The organism is Streptomyces sp. NPDC103540, assembly GCF_055584445.1.
Genome location: NZ_JBVJMA010000022.1, coordinates 76858 through 89203 on the forward strand (window position 1 = coordinate 76858; position 12346 = coordinate 89203).

Sequence of the window (12346 nt, forward strand, 5' to 3'; positions counted from 1 at the left end):
TGCTCCCTCGATGGTGGACACAGACCGAATCCCGGCGCTCACTGGCCGCATCCGCGAGATCACCCTAGGTGGATGATCCACTGCGGTAGGCAGACGCCGCATGGATGGCCGGCTTTCACCATGCGATGGCCGAACTCGCACCTCCTCCACCCCGGTCGGGCGGGCAGCAATCGTGCGCGAGTCCGCAGGACCGCACACGAAGAAGAGCATGAGGCGTGTCGGCGCGGGTCCGACGGCATCGGCGACGGCATGGGACTCCATCCCGTCACCCCATGCACAAGCTTCGTTCCGAAGCAAGCACTGACGCGTTCCTAGAACTTGCCGATACCGATTCTCCGAGTAGTTTGCCGTTCTTGGAGATAAGCAACAAACGTTTCTGACACTCGCCTACAAAGCCACGTGGTCGACCGACCGCCCCGACGCACACCAGGGTGGCTTCCACTCAACAGGCATGCGCGGCAGCGGGCAGAATCGAACCCGCGATGAACTCTCCGACACCTCCAACTCTGCAGGTTGCCCTCCCTGATGGTGCCGTCCGGCGGCTGCCGTTGCGATCGCGGGTGCGACACGGCAGCCCCAGCTGCGCCGACTACGGCTGCCGGCGGCCGGAGTGCACGGCTGCGGCCCGCCGGGCCCGGGCACGGCGGGCCGCCGCACGCAGCGCCGGTCTTCCAGCCCGCGTGCCCGCCGCCGACGCCGCCGCCTGGGCCGGCGAACTGCAGGGAAGGGGTCTGTCGGCCGGCGACATCGCGGCGATCTCAGGCGTGGCCGTCACCCTTGTGCGGCGGTTGCTGCGCCCCGCCGACGTACGACCTGCCAACATCCACCGCACCACAGCGGACGCGATCCTCGGCATCCCGCTGGACATCGCCTTCCTACGCGGTCGGGCCGTTCCGGGCCTCGTCACCGCCGGTCGAGCCGCGGTGTGTCTGCAGGACCTCGCCGAACGCGGCTGGCCGACCGGCTTCCTCGCCGGCCAGTTGCGGACCAGTACCCACACCGTCGCCGCGGTCCGCAACCGAGAACGCCGGCGCGTGGCCGTGGCCCTGGACCACAAGATCCAGCGCCTGGCCGCGTTCCTGCTCGACATCGACCCGGCCGACCACGGGATCTCGCTACAGAGAAGCCGGCGCGCCCAGGTGGCCGCCATGCAACGCCGAGCCCGGCTCGCGACCGGGGTGACCATCCCCGAGCCTCGCCCCCGGCCCTGACAACTCGGCGTCAAGGCCGCAATCGACCACGACTGTTCTCCGGGTGTGCGTTCGGAGCTCTTTTGCCGTACCGGCTGTCGTGGGCCGGGGATAGTGTGGCGACGGTGCCTCGAGTCGGCCGATTTTCGTCTCGCGCGCGGCATGCGGCCGGGCGGGCACTCCCGGCTGCGTAGCGGGTGGAAGCAGGGGGAAGGCGCGGATTATGGGCAAACAGGATGTTTCATCCGAATGTCTGACCGTCCACGGTCAGATCAGCTGCGCGGAAGCCCGGGAAGCCGTCCAGGACGCCCTCGGCACCCTGCACGTTCCCACGCCGGCGATCGCCGACGTGATGACGGTGGCCAGCGAGCTGGTCTCCAACGCCCAACGGCACGCAGCGGGCACCACCGGTTTCCGGATCCGGGGCGACGCACAGGCTGTGACGATCGAGGTGTCCGACGCCTGCGACCGGCTGCCCGTGCTCCGGCCCTGGGCCCCCGACCACGCCGGCGGGTTCGGCTGGCGGTTGGTGCACGACCTCGCCGACACCGTCACCGTCCACACCGACACACACGGCAAGAAGATCACCGCCACCTTCACCGAGCGGCAGCTCCAACCCTCCGCCCTCCTAGCCAGGGCAGGCGCCCGCACATCTCAGCCGGCCGCCTCGTTGTCGCGAACCTCGAACAACGCCAGCGCCCCGGTCATCTCCAGCAGCCTCCGCAGCTGCTGCGGCAGCGGACCCGCCAGCTGCAGCGGGCGCGTCTGGTGGAGGTGGATCAGTTCGTTGAGGAACGAGGAGTCCGCGAACGCCACCCCGGACACGTCCAGCACCAGTTGCCTGGCGTCCGCGGCCGAGCCCGCGCAGGCCTGGCGCAGCAGACCGACGGAGTCGATGTCGAACTCGCCCGCGCACGCCACCACGGCCAGGCCGTCCGCCTCGGACCGCACCCGTACCGTCGGCGTCTGCATCATCTTCTCCCCGCGTCGATCTTCAGTCGGTGTTCCTCAGGCGACTCGTCTGATGCCCCGACCGTACGCCCTACCCCTACGGACCGGCACCCACCCCCGCCGCCGACAAACCCAACACCTGGATCATGGCCCCGACGAGGGACCCTGCCCGAAGAGAGGCACGTTCTCGGCCGTCATGTCCTGACGCAGGCGGCGAAAGCGCAGGGGATGACGGTGAACGCCACCGTGGTCGACGGCGGTGTCGGCACTGACCTCAGCCACCGGCTCCGGGCGGACCAAGACGACGTCCAAGGCGTCACGCGAGCTCCAGGACGCGGCAAACCGAACCCCTTCCCATGGGTGCCCGGCATCGGCCGGCGCGAGATGCTGGGCGACCTGACGGGCCTGGTCCGGCCGCAAGGCGACCGTCCGGCCCACCGTACGCAACTGCCCCGCGGAGTCGCGGCGGCCGAGGACGAGGAGTTGGGGGTGAATGAGGGTGCCGGTGATCGCACCGATGATCGCTTCGGTGGTGTCCCGTCGTTTGATCTTGATCCAGCCGCGCCTGCCGGGCTGATAGCGCCCCTGCCGGGCCTTGGCGACAATGCCTTCGATCCCGGTGACATCGGTCCACGAATTCAGCCACTCCCGCGCCGTGGCCACATCCGTGGTCATCGGGCACAGCGTCCACGGCGAGGTGATCGCGTGGCCGGCGAACAACACCTCCAGGCGGCGCCTGCGCTCTTGGTAGGGGAGGGTCAGGAGTTCGGTGCCGTCGGCCTGGAGGAGGTCGAAGGCCACGTAGAAGGCCGGGAGGCGTTCCGCGAGGGCGGCGGCCTGGCGGGCGTGGGCGGCGGCCCGGCGTTGCAGACCCTCGAAGGACAGTGCGCCCGCTTCCACGTCCCAGGCGAGGACCTCGCCGTCGAGGACCAGGCCGTCGGGCAGCTGCCGGGCGGCGGCGACCAGGTCGGGGAACGCGTCCTGGACCAGAGCGCCACGCCGTGTCTGCAGCAGCACCCGCCCACCCGGCCCGGTCGGGGTGAACACCAGCAGGCGGTGGCCGTCGAACTTCTGCTCGTAGGCCAGGCCCGGGCCCGTACGTGAGGGGAGCGGGATCTGCTCGGTGGCCTGCGCCAGCATCGGCTCCACCGGGGGATTGAGCACCAACCTGCCGCCCCGCTTCCTCGCCGGCCTGCCACCGCCGGGCGGCTGCGGCAAGTTCGAGCGGCGTCGTTTCGGCGGGAGCGGGACCGGGCCGGTGTGACTACGGGCACCGGCCCGGTCCTGTATGCGTGGGACTGCCGCCGTCCCGTCCGTACCGTCCCACGCGGGAGGGGTTCTCGCACCGAGGGGCAGCCGGACGGGTGAACGACGCCGACACGGTGTCAGCGTGCGATGTCCGCCTGCGGGATTGGCGTGGCGTCGTGGGGGAGTGCCAGTCGCGACCCGATGCGAAACCTCAGCTCAGCGGCGGCGTGGCGGACCGGTTCGGGCTGAGTGACGTCGTCGAGGACTCCGAGAAGGATCATCAAGGCCCGTGCCTCGTCTTGACTGATCACTTTGAGGCGGGGTTCGGTGACCCCGTCAATGAGCATGTCCAGCATCTCGTCCATGCCCTCAACAACGCGGAGGATGTCGCCACGTTGCGCCGTCATCCGGCCTGTGCATGCCATCGTCCGGCCCGCGCCGCGGCGATACGGGTCCGGCGGCGCGGGCCGGGACCCGGCGCGTGGGGTTCGGCTGTCAGACCTGGCCACGCCATTCGCCGGTGGGGGTGCCGCGGTCTTCGATGAAGTGCTTGAAGCGCTTGAGGTCTCCCTTGACCTGCCGGTCGACGAAGCCGAGCTTGTCGCCGATGTTCTCCGCCATCCCCTCGGGGTCGAAGTCCATCATCAGGGTGACCTGGGTATGGGTGGGGTCGATGGGATGGAAGGTGACGATGCCGGACTGTTCCGTCTGGCCGGCGACGGTCACCCAGGCGACCTTGGTGTCGGGGATCTGTTCGGTGATCTCCGCGTCGAACTCCCGCTCGACACCGGCGATCTTGGTCACCCAGTGCGTGAGTGTGTCCGTGCGTTGTTCGATGCGCTCGACGCCGTCCATGAACTTCGGGAACGACTCGAACTGGGTCCACTGGTCGTACGCCGTGCGGATCGGGACGTCGACCTCGATGGATTCCTTGACCTGCGACATGAGCGTCTCCTTCGATCGTGGGGGTTGGGGGAGTCGGGCGGTCTCGGGCCGGCCCGACTCCCGGCGGGGCATCGCATTGGTGCCCGCTCGCCGCCCGCCTGCCCCGGGATCCGGCGGTGACTCCCCGAACGAGCCCACTTTCCCCACCGGACGGAGCCCAGCGTTCGCCACCCGACCGGGCGGGGCCGCGATGCGGTCATCCAAGGCGGCGGTTGGCGTGGGCCCACCCGCGGGGGCGCGCCCCGTGATGGTGGGACGCGACGGTCGGGGTCTTCCGGTCCGGGGCCGCAGCCGCCCCGGACCGGAAGGAAAGGGGTTGCCCTGCCGTGTGGGAACCCCATCGTGGTCGTACGGGTGCCAGGGGGAGGAGCACGGTACGACCCTGCGGAATGGTCTGAGGTGGGAGCGTTTGCCCACCCGATCGGGCCCTACACCCCCGCCGGACCGGTGGCCGGACGCCCGGTGTGGCGAGCGGTCGCAGCGTCGGGGGTGTGCGTGTAATGGCGCATCCTTCGTTTTGGAGGCATTCGCGTGCTGAGTGACCATGTCTGCAACGGTCAGGATCTGATCGTCACCCTGCACACCTCCCTGGGTGTACATCACCGGATCCCCTGGGTGACCGGAATCGAGACGTTGCTGAAGGACCTCGACCCGTCCTGCATGGTGGTGGAGTTCCCCGTACCCGAGGCCGCGGTGTCGCCGGCGACGGTGTCGGCGGTGCTACGAGCCCACGCCCTGGCGGATCGACGCAAGGTGGCGATGGCGGTGGTCTGCCCTCCCGGAACGGCCCGCCACCTGCTGCGGGCCAACGCCCCGACCCTGCCCGTCCACGCCGACCTCGGCACCGCGCTACGCGCCGCCCACCTCCAGGCCCGCCGACTGGGGCAGGACCCGACGGCGTGATCACGGACGGGGAAGGGGATGGTCTTTCGTTTCGTGGGTAGTCTGGGGATAGCCGTTGGCGATACCCGCGCCGTCGCATCCTCATGTGTGGGGGTGCTTTGGGTACGGACCTCCCCGATCACGTGGCCCCCGAAGGACCGCGCACTTCTTCCCCGCCCGTCGGGGGAGGGAGGGCCACCCCACTTTGTTCGGGACGGTCGTCATGAACCCGTACCCCACCAGCAATCCGTCCAGGCCGCCGCCGGCGCGATGCCTGCCGCGCGTGGAACAGCGAACGCTTGCCGCCGTCGAGTGCGTGAACGAGGCCGCCCGCATCGTGTTGCTGAAGGCGAGTGGGGAGTTCGACATGGACACCGCCTACCTCCTCACCGACGCGCTGTCCGCGGTCACCGCCGACCGCGTCATCCTGGACGTCAGCGGCGTCACCTTCGCCGACTCCTGCCTCCTGCACGCCCTCCTCGACGCCCGCCGCAACCACCACCTCGTGTTGGCGGGCCCGCTACCGCGCCAACTCGCCAGGTTGTTGTGGGCGACGGGAACGACCGACCTGTTCACCATCGCTCCGGACACGCGTGCGGCGCACGAATGAAACAGCGCCGATGACCACACGGTTCGGTTACATTCTGTAGCGGTGATCCTCTCGTCCGGCTCTCCCGCGCCTGTTCGCGGGCACCCGCCCCCACTCCGGCACTACTCTGAGAGAGGGGGGGCATGACGCAACGTCGCCGATCTGAAGGGACGGATGGGTGGCGGAAGGGAGATCCCCATGACCGGCGAAGCCGACCGGCTGCCCGTTCGTCGTGCCGCGTTCTCCTCGCGTGACGAAGAGGAGACCACCGCGTTCTTGCGGCAGACCTACGTCGACAACCAGCTGCGCTTCATCGGCCGCCCCCACGGCGAGAACTCCGACTTCACCGCCACCTCAAACACGATCGACCAGATCAGCGCCGACCGCGTCCGCAGCTCGATCGACTTCGACATCACCACCGAGCCGTGGGACTTCCTCCTCCTCACCCACGTCCGCAACGGCGGATACCGCCTGCGCAGCCCCACCCAAGAAGTACGCCTGCGCGCGGGCGACACCTTCGTCTACCCGCTGGGCCTGCCCCTGCGCGCCGACACCCACGACATGGACCTCACCCTGCTGCGCCTGCCCCTCGACAGGGTCGCCGACATCGCCGAGGAGCAGAGCGGCATCGCTCCGGGCGACCTGCGCTTCGAGCACGTCACCCCCCTCTCCCCCGCCAGTGGACGCTTTCTCGCCGAGGTCCTCGGGCTCATCCACCGCGACCTCGACACCGCCGACCCCGCCCTGACCAATCCCCTGATCCACGAACACATGCTCCGCCTGGCCGCCACCGCCGCCCTGGAGGCCTTTCCGAACACATCCATGACCCAGGCGGCCCGCACCGAGCCGGCACCACTGTCGCCCACCTCCCTGCGCCGAGCGGTCGACTACATCGAAGCCCACCCCGAACGAGCGCTGACCGTCGCCGAGATCGCCGCCGCCGCCGGGGTCGGCGTACGGGCGCTGCAGTACGCCTTCCGCCACCACTACGACACCACCCCCCTCCGCTACCTAGAACAGGTACGCCTGCGGCACGCCCACCACGACCTGCAGGCCGGCGATCGGGCCCGCGGTGACACCGTCGCGGCCATCGCCGCCCGCTGGGGCTTCGCCAAACCCAGCCGATTCACCGACCGCTACCACGCCACCTACGGCCGACTCCCCAGCCACACCCTGCGCACCTGACCCCCGCCCGCGCCGCGGTCGCGGTTCACCGGCCTGCAGGCGTGTCGCCCACCGGGGTCCGGCGCGGTGAACTCAGCTCGTCAGGATCGGGTGTTGTCGGTCTCGGGGTGCCATTCACTCAAGACGATGGTGGCGTCGTCCCGCAGCCGGCCGTCGTGGTGGTCGAGGATGGTGTGGACCAGGCGGCGCAGGGCCTCGGGGGCGGGTTCACCGGCGGCGAGTGCGCGGGTGACGAAGTCGACGAGCCGGTCCTCGCCGAACTGGTCGCCGGTCGCGGAACGCGCCTCGGTGACACCGTCGGTGTGGACCAGGACACGGTCGCCCGGCTCCAGCTGAGCCTCGTGCACAGTGCGGGGGGCCGCGTAGCCCGGGCCGAGCCCCAGCGGCAGCTCGCCGGCGCCTTCCAAGGCCCCCGGCACGACGTGCTGCGCACGAATCAAAAGGGGCGGCGGGTGACCGGCGTTGACCCACGACAGTCGCCCGGTGTCCAGGTCCAGGTGGGCGAAGACGCCGGTGAGCAGGCCACCGGGCTGCCAGCGGTGCAGGTCCTCGTCGATCCGCTGGACGATGTCGGTCAACGATCCGCCCGCGCGACGGGTGGAACGGCAACCGGCCAGCGCGACGGCGGAGGCCAGACCCGCCGCCAGGTCGTGCCCCATCGCGTCGACCACGGTCACGTGCAGGCGCCCGTCGTCCAGACCGTGGTCGAAGGCGTCCCCACCGATCTCGTACGCGGGCTCCAGCGCGGCCGTGGACGTCACCCTGTCGGTGCCCAGGGTGCGCGGTGGCAGGAACGCCCACACCATCTCCGCCGCCGTGGTCATCGGGCGGCGGCGGGCGACCCGGCTGAAGAGATCGCTGAACCCGCTCTTGGACACGATCGTCAACGCGGTCACCGCAGCCAGCTGCGTGGCACCGTCCAACATCGCCGGCGTGATGTGGTCGGCCACCACCCGCAACACACCGATCCGGGCGATCCCGTCGATCAGCGGCAGCCACACCGTCAGCGGCGCGCGATGCGACAGGCGCAGCGACATCGTCCGGTACGCCCACCCGGCCACCGTGCCGTCGATCGCCAACTCGTCGCCGTCCTCGTCCTCCCCCGGCAGGGGCAGGGGCACCAGACGGGCCTCCTGCACGTCCGCCAGATAGACCTTCGCCGTCACCATCCCCAGCCGCCGCGCCGCCTCGTCGACCAGCTGGTTAACCTCCTGCGGGGAGGCGGTGTGCGATCGCTCCAGGAACACTGCCAGCGCGGCTCCCACGTCTTGCGCCATTGAGCACCCTTTCGCCGCCTCGGCCCCACCTCAGAGTCTGCGGCCTGCCCATCCCCGATGCGGCATCAACATGCCCTGACGAAGCCGGCCTCTGCGGAATCCGGAATCGCCTTGAGTCGCGCTGTCCCTCCTGCCCCATGCATCCGAAACCCACACAAACCCGCTCCACCGAGCCGAACAGCTCGATATCCGCCTGGCCGACCGTTCAGGACAAGGCCCTCATCAGGTCGTCGCGGGTCATGTGGGAGCGGCCGGGAAGGTTCGCCGCGGCGGCCTTCCTGTAGAGGTCGGCCTTGCTCAGGTCACTGAGGTCTTCCCTCGGGGCCGTACGGATCCGCTTCTTCGCCGCCGGTTTCTTCGCTGCCGCGGTTTTTCCGGAGGCGGTGGCCTTGCCGCCCGAGGTTTTGGCGCTGCCGGCGCGTTCGACGCTGGCGCGCAGAGCTTCCATCAGGTCGACGACCCCGGTCGGCTCGACGGCAGGTTCGGCCCTCTCCACCGTCTCGCCGGCCGGAGATCGCCCGCGCTACCCCACCGGGCGAGCGCTTCATTCTCGACGGCACCCCCTACACCCGCGGCGCGAACCCGGCCGGCGCCGCAGCCCGCGACGCGCAAGGCCGCATCGTGCACCTGGACCGCGCCGAGCACCGCGCGTTCTGGGCCTGGGCGACGGTGGAATTCCTGCGCCACACCGGCGCACGCGTGGAAGAGATGCTGGAGACCACCCACCACGCGATGATCCAGTACCGGCTGCCCACCACAGGCGAGATCGTTCCCCTCCTGCAGATCGCCCCCTCCAAGAACGACTCCGAGCGCGTCCTGCTCGTGAGCCCCGAGCTCGCCGACGTGCTGGCCACGATCATCCGCCGCACACGCGACCCCAAAACCGGCCTCATCCCCCTGGTCACCCGCTACGACAGCGAAGAACGCCAGTGGGACCCGCCCGCTTCCAGTACAACCGCGGCGGCGAGCCCTCCGTCATCCACTCCCAGACCATCCGGGAGATCCTCAAGGAGACCGTCGCCTTCATGCGGCTAACCGACGCCACCGGCCGCCCTTTGGTCTTCACCCCGCAGGACTTCCGCCGGATGTTCATCACCGACGCCATCCGCACCGGCCTGCCACCACACATCGCCCAGGTCATCGCCGGCCACGCCAACATCAACACCACCATGGGTTATAACGCTGTCTACCCCACCGAAACCATCGAAGCCCACCGCGCCTTCATCACCCGCCGCCACACCCTGCGCCCCGCCGAGGAGTACCGCACCCCCACCGACGCCGAGTGGGAGGACTTCCTCGGCCACTTCGAACGCCGCAAACTCTCCGTCGGCACCTGCGCCCGCGCCTACGGCACAGCCTGCATCCACGAGCACGCCTGCGTCCGCTGCTCCCTCCTGCGGCCCGACCCCGCCCAGCGTGGTCGGCTCGTGGAGATCCGCGACAACCTCCTCGACCGGATCGCCGAAGCTGAGCGCGAAGGCTGGCTCGGCGAGATCGAGGGCCTGCGCGTCAGCCTGGCGGGCGCCGAATCCAAGATCGGCCAGATCGACTCGGCGGCACCCGTGGGGACCGTGCTGCTCGGCCTGCCCACGCCGAGAGCGGACCGGCACGGGTGATCAGTCCGCAGGCAGGGAAGGAGCAGAAGGCACGACACAGCAGGTCAAGGTGGTGATCCATGATGGCCAGACCCGTATGGACCGGGGTCGTCAGCTTCGGACTCGTCTCGCTACCGATCGCGCTCTACACCGCAACCGACAGCCACACGATCCGCTTCCACCAGCTCCAGCGGGGCACCGCCGACCGGATCCGCAACCGGCGTGTCAACGAGCGCACCGGCGACGAGGTCGATCTCGGGGAGATCGTCAAGGGCTACGACACCGGGGAGGAGTACGTGATCGTCGAGCCGGCCGAGCTCGACGACATCGCGCCCGGCCGCTCCAAGGCCATCGAGGTCGCCGGCTTCGTCGACCTCGACGCGGTCGAGCCGATCTTCTTCGACAAGACGTACTACCTCGGCCCCCGCGGTGAGCAGTACGGCAAGATCTACGGGCTTCTGGAGCGCGCGCTCACCGAGTCGAACAAGGCCGGGATCGCGACGTTCGTGATGCGCGGCCGCGAGTACCTCGTCGCGCTGAAGGCCGAGGACGACCTGCTGACCCTGCATACCCTGCACTGGGCCGACGAGATCCGCGACCCCCACAAGGAGGTCCCCGACCTTCCGGGCAAGACGGAGGCCACGGCCGCCGAGGTGAAGATGGCCACCCAGCTCATTGACGCCCTCTCCACCGACTGGGACCCCGAGGCCTTCCACGACACATTCCAGGAGAAGGTCAAGGCGCTGATCAAGGCCAAGGCCGCCGGGGAGACCGTCGAGAAGGCCGAACCCGCGGCCACCCCTACCGGCGCCGTGGACCTCATGGAGGCCCTCCGAGCCAGCGTCGAGCGGGCCCGCAGTCCCAAAGACACCGGCCAGAAGGCCGCCACCGGCGGCGCCCGGGCTGCCCGCAGCGAGAAGAAGACCGGGGCCAAGAAACGGGTCACCAGCAGCACCGGCAGCCAGCCGCTGAGGGAACTCACCAAGACCGAGCTGTACAAGAAGGCCACGGCCGCCGGGATCGAGGGCCGCTCCTCCATGACCCACGACCAGCTCGCTGATGCTTTGGCACACTCCGGAGGCCGCCGACGGAAGGCGTAGGGCGGCTTCCGCAGCTGTAGTCAGCAGCCAGGGGAGCCCTGCCACAGACCAGCGCAAATACCTGCTCCCAGCAGGAACCGTTTGCGAGCATGGCTGCAGGTCACTGTGGGCTTCGCATGGGGCGGTCCGGGTTCCGGTCTGGCGAAACCGGATTCGCAAATCGTATAATTTTGGGCATGAAGCCGGTTGAGCCTCGGACCAGCTGGACGTTCGTCACCCACCACGCCCGGATCCTCGCCATGATCTTCAGCGATCCGGACACGCGGCTGCGTGACATGGCCGAGGCCTGCCGGATCACCGAACGCGCGGCCGGCGCGATCGTCAGCGACCTGGAGAGCGCCGGCTATCTCACCCGGGGCCGCAACGGCCGCCGCAACTACTACGAGGTCACGCCAGGAACCCTCTTCCGCCACCCGGCGGAAGAGCGCCTTGAGATCGCTGACCTCCTGCTGCTGCTGACCGGGCAAGGCTCGGTCTCCAGGAACCCTGCCAGGGACGGGGACCATGGTGAGCGCGAAGCACGCGGCTGATCCGCGAACCGCACCTCGCCGCCACCGCCTGCCCGGCCCGGGCCGTTCCCCCCCGCACTGGGGGCGTGAAGGGAGCAAGGCCATGACCTCTCGTCCCGACCACGTCGCCGTGGTCTGCGAACACGGCCCCGAGCGGACCCTGGCCCGAGTAAGCGGCGAGATCGACATGGACGACGCCGCCCAGGTGCGTGAGGACCTCACCGCCGCTCTGGCCTCCAGCGCCAGCGGCCTCGACATCGACCTCGCCGCGGTCACCTTCTGCGACAGCTCGGGCCTGCACATCCTGCTGGACCTGACCAGGGATGCGCAGGAAGCAGGGAAGACCGTCGTGCTCACCGCCCTCAGCCGCTGCGTCACCCGCCTGCTGGACCTAACCGGAACCCGGCACGTCCTCACCGTCCACGCCGAGGATCTCCAGGTCAAGACACGGCAATACGGTCCGACCGTCCACCTCACCTTCACCGGCCAGCTGACGGAGAACACCCGGTCCGCTCTGGAGGAAGCACAGGCCACGGTGCCTGTTCATGGTGTGGATGTGGCGGCCTGCGACATGCGGGACCTGGACCTCCTCGACGTGCGCGGCCTCTACGCCCTGCTGGCCTGGGTACGGCGCCTGGACGCACGGGGCATCGCATGCTTCGCCTACAACTGGCAGCCCCAGCCACACCAGCTCATGGACCTCATGGACGAGCCCTACCCCGCCGCCGACAGGCCCACCCGGCTCCTGCGCCGCCTGCAGGACTTCGCCGCAGCCGCCCGCGCCGCCGGAGCCGCAAGGGCCCATGCGGACGTGCCCGGCCGGACCACGATCACACCTCGCTAGGTACCTGCGTGCACGCCCTGCCGGACACGGT

The 12346-nt window shown here is 69.7% G+C and carries 15 protein-coding genes and 1 pseudogene; 10 read left to right on the forward strand and 6 right to left on the reverse strand.

All coding sequences use genetic code 11. From position 1 onward, the window contains the following. Nucleotides 1–764: 764 nt before the first annotated feature. Nucleotides 765–1211, forward strand: a complete 447-nt coding sequence (locus ACZ6ZI_RS36430) for a hypothetical protein (protein WP_469528512.1) — start codon at nucleotides 765–767, stop codon at nucleotides 1209–1211. A 202-nt stretch (nucleotides 1212–1413) separates the two neighbouring features. Continuing rightward, nucleotides 1414–1725 (forward strand): annotated as a pseudogene (locus ACZ6ZI_RS36435) (ATP-binding protein); the annotation flags it as partial. A gap of 119 nt (nucleotides 1726–1844) precedes the next feature. Here the strand turns inward: ACZ6ZI_RS36435 and ACZ6ZI_RS36440 are convergent. From ACZ6ZI_RS36440 to ACZ6ZI_RS36455, 4 genes are all read right to left on the reverse strand, one after another. Beyond that, entirely contained in the window at nucleotides 1845–2162 is a 318-nt protein-coding gene (locus tag ACZ6ZI_RS36440; RefSeq protein ID WP_469528514.1) for an STAS domain-containing protein, read from the reverse strand. A 123-nt stretch (nucleotides 2163–2285) separates the two neighbouring features. Beyond that, nucleotides 2286–3281 (reverse strand): ATP-dependent DNA ligase, encoded by a 996-nt coding sequence (locus tag ACZ6ZI_RS36445; RefSeq protein WP_469528622.1) that lies wholly within the window; start codon nucleotides 3279–3281, stop codon nucleotides 2286–2288. A gap of 245 nt (nucleotides 3282–3526) precedes the next feature. After that, nucleotides 3527–3754, reverse strand: coding sequence for a hypothetical protein (locus ACZ6ZI_RS36450; RefSeq protein ID WP_469528517.1), 228 nt, complete (start codon nucleotides 3752–3754; stop codon nucleotides 3527–3529). 130 nt (nucleotides 3755–3884) lie between these two features. Then, complete coding sequence (locus ACZ6ZI_RS36455) at nucleotides 3885–4334, reverse strand: SRPBCC family protein (protein ID WP_469528518.1); 450 nt, start codon at nucleotides 4332–4334, stop codon at nucleotides 3885–3887. A gap of 531 nt (nucleotides 4335–4865) precedes the next feature. On the opposite strand from ACZ6ZI_RS36455, the gene ACZ6ZI_RS36460 reads away from it, so the two are divergent. From ACZ6ZI_RS36460 to ACZ6ZI_RS36470, 3 genes are all read left to right on the forward strand, one after another. Next, on the forward strand, nucleotides 4866–5237 hold the full coding sequence (locus ACZ6ZI_RS36460) for a hypothetical protein (RefSeq protein WP_469528520.1): 372 nt from the start codon (nucleotides 4866–4868) through the stop codon (nucleotides 5235–5237). Between the two features lie 262 nt (nucleotides 5238–5499). Next, a complete protein-coding gene (locus ACZ6ZI_RS36465) occupies nucleotides 5500–5826 on the forward strand; it encodes an STAS domain-containing protein (protein WP_469528523.1) in 327 nt (108 codons plus the stop codon). A gap of 177 nt (nucleotides 5827–6003) precedes the next feature. After that, entirely contained in the window at nucleotides 6004–6990 is a 987-nt protein-coding gene (locus ACZ6ZI_RS36470) for an AraC family transcriptional regulator (protein WP_469528525.1), read from the forward strand. Between the two features lie 80 nt (nucleotides 6991–7070). Here the strand turns inward: ACZ6ZI_RS36470 and ACZ6ZI_RS36475 are convergent, their stop codons facing one another. Continuing rightward, the gene (locus tag ACZ6ZI_RS36475) at nucleotides 7071–8267 is read right to left on the reverse strand and encodes a PP2C family protein-serine/threonine phosphatase (RefSeq protein WP_469528528.1); all 1197 of its coding nucleotides are present in this window, start codon (nucleotides 8265–8267) and stop codon (nucleotides 7071–7073) included. 205 nt (nucleotides 8268–8472) lie between these two features. Further along, nucleotides 8473–8715, reverse strand: a complete 243-nt coding sequence (locus ACZ6ZI_RS36480) for a hypothetical protein (protein WP_469528530.1) — start codon at nucleotides 8713–8715, stop codon at nucleotides 8473–8475. 173 nt (nucleotides 8716–8888) lie between these two features. Here ACZ6ZI_RS36480 and ACZ6ZI_RS36485 point away from each other — a divergent pair, with 173 nt between their 5' ends. The 5 genes from ACZ6ZI_RS36485 to ACZ6ZI_RS36505 all read left to right on the forward strand — a co-directional run bounded on the left by ACZ6ZI_RS36485 (nucleotide 8889) and on the right by ACZ6ZI_RS36505 (nucleotide 12315). Continuing rightward, nucleotides 8889–9302: a hypothetical protein gene (locus ACZ6ZI_RS36485; RefSeq protein ID WP_469528531.1), complete on the forward strand. Its 414-nt coding sequence runs from the start codon at nucleotides 8889–8891 to the stop codon at nucleotides 9300–9302. Further along, the gene (locus ACZ6ZI_RS36490) at nucleotides 9197–9883 is read left to right on the forward strand and encodes a tyrosine-type recombinase/integrase (protein WP_469528533.1); all 687 of its coding nucleotides are present in this window, start codon (nucleotides 9197–9199) and stop codon (nucleotides 9881–9883) included. The genes ACZ6ZI_RS36485 and ACZ6ZI_RS36490 overlap by 106 nt, the downstream gene beginning before the upstream one ends. Before the next feature lie 59 nt (nucleotides 9884–9942). Beyond that, nucleotides 9943–10962, forward strand: a complete 1020-nt coding sequence (ku, locus tag ACZ6ZI_RS36495; protein WP_469528536.1) for a non-homologous end joining protein Ku — start codon at nucleotides 9943–9945, stop codon at nucleotides 10960–10962. A gap of 176 nt (nucleotides 10963–11138) precedes the next feature. Continuing rightward, the gene (locus ACZ6ZI_RS36500; protein WP_469528538.1) at nucleotides 11139–11492 is read left to right on the forward strand and encodes an ArsR family transcriptional regulator; all 354 of its coding nucleotides are present in this window, start codon (nucleotides 11139–11141) and stop codon (nucleotides 11490–11492) included. A gap of 82 nt (nucleotides 11493–11574) precedes the next feature. Next, complete coding sequence (locus ACZ6ZI_RS36505) at nucleotides 11575–12315, forward strand: anti-sigma factor antagonist (protein ID WP_469528540.1); 741 nt, start codon at nucleotides 11575–11577, stop codon at nucleotides 12313–12315. Nucleotides 12316–12346: the final 31 nt, after the last annotated feature.